This is a genomic window from Sphingomonas sp. ABOLH, assembly GCF_003951715.1.
Lineage (GTDB): Bacteria > Pseudomonadota > Alphaproteobacteria > Sphingomonadales > Sphingomonadaceae > Sphingomonas > Sphingomonas hankookensis_A.
Genome location: NZ_QQWV01000101.1, coordinates 1 through 1,671 on the forward strand (window position 1 = coordinate 1; position 1,671 = coordinate 1,671).

The window sequence follows — 1,671 nt, forward strand, 5'->3', positions numbered from 1 at the left end:
CCTGCATTCCCCAAGTGGCGTGTCGTTTGAGGTGAAGATCGCCTGTATCCGAGCGCTAGACAAGGATTTTCTGCCGCAAGCGGCACCTGCGGTCGCGCAGACTGCTGGGTCTGGACGGATCAGACCGCGAAGCCGCTGTTTCCTTGCCCAGGGGCGGCGTTTTTCAGCGCAGCGGACAGATCTGTCCAGCCGCTTTCGTTCAGTTTGAGCGTGGATCGCGATCATGCGCATAGCGGTGGCGCTCGCAATCGGCGGATAGCGGCGAGGATGGCGCGTACCATCGTGCCGGTGACAGCGACCTCGGCCAGCTGGAAGGTGATGGTGCGGGCGTGACGGACCACACGTGCCCCGATCTTGATCAGCTTCAGTTGCAGGCTGGTCAACGACCAGTCGGCCATGGCCTCGGGCAGCTCGATGCAGCGCAAGAAGGTGGCCAGGTTGTACGCCAGGGCGTGCAGTTGCAGCCGCACCTCATTGTCGCGGAACTTCCGGCACGACAGCCGCGTCCAGCGAAAGGCGTATTTGCCCTCTTTGATGTGCTGCTCGGCGGTGCCGCGCTGGTTGTAGAACCGCACCACCCAGTCCGGCTCCATCGGCAGGTTGGTGACGATGAAGCCGACACGCGGGAACAGTTCGCCCGGATGCCATTCGATCTTGGCGATCACCCGGCGTTCCTTGTCCCAGGACGCCGCCTGATACTCGAATTCCTCGAAGAACCGCTTGACCTTGGTCAGTGACGGCCGCCCGACAGGGCGCGTTAGCCGATGCGCGATCTTGTCCTTGAGGACCGCGTTTGCGGGCAGCCGGATGGCGTAGAAGAACCGCGCTTCTTCCAATCGCTCATAGATCGCCGGGATCGCGTAGGCAGCATCGGCCCGGAAGAACCTGCCACCAAGGTCGCGCTCCGCGTAGCGCGCAATGACGGGGTCGAGAACATCACGCCAGCCATCGGCGCTGTGGACGTTGCCATGGCGCAGGGCGCAGCGTTCCAGCATCCCGAACTGGTTGAACAGAAAGTTGGGGTGATAGCAGCTACAGTCGAAATGGCCATTCCAGGCGGACCCTTCCTGGTCGCCATGGGTCGGGCTGACCGAGCTGTCCATGTCCAGAACGATGTACTTCAGCCCGTTACGGTCATGGAACCGGTCGATCCATTGCCCGTTCAGGTCGGCCAGCGCGGCACGGTTCCCGGCCAGAGCCAGCGTCTCGGTCTCGAACCGTCCCATCTGCGATGCCGAGGCCGCTTGTGCATCGACCGCTCTGCCGCCGACAACTTGGCGCATGACCGGATCGCAGGCGAGACGGTTGGCGTCGTTGACATCCTCGTATCCGGCCAGCCGCCCAAAGACTGATTGCCGGAACAGGCCGTCGAGCCGATGGACCGTGTTCTTGCCAGAGCGAGTATCGCGCAGCGCCGCTGACGCCAAATCGGACAACCCGAGCGCGTCATCAAGCTCGCGCATCACCAGAAGGCCGCCGTCGGAACTGAGCTGCGTGCCGCGAAATTCCAGCCGCACGCGAGGGTCGAAATCCACCCGATCTGCCCGTTGCAAGCCCGCACCCTCTGGGTGATCCATGAAACGCGCCCCTCGCAGCCTTCAACACCATGTTTTATATAGGAAATATAATGGTCAGGACAGCGAAATCAGCGCCTTACTTGGGAAATGTGGG

1 protein-coding gene is annotated in these 1,671 nt (G+C 62.4%); it reads right to left on the reverse strand.

The genetic code is table 11. The features are described from left to right. Nucleotides 1-221 precede the first annotated feature (221 nt). Nucleotides 222-1,577 (reverse strand): IS1380-like element IS1247 family transposase, encoded by a 1,356-nt coding sequence (locus tag CA237_RS19385; RefSeq protein ID WP_006473457.1) that lies wholly within the window; start codon nt 1,575-1,577, stop codon nt 222-224. Between the last annotated feature and the right edge of the window lie 94 nt (nt 1,578-1,671).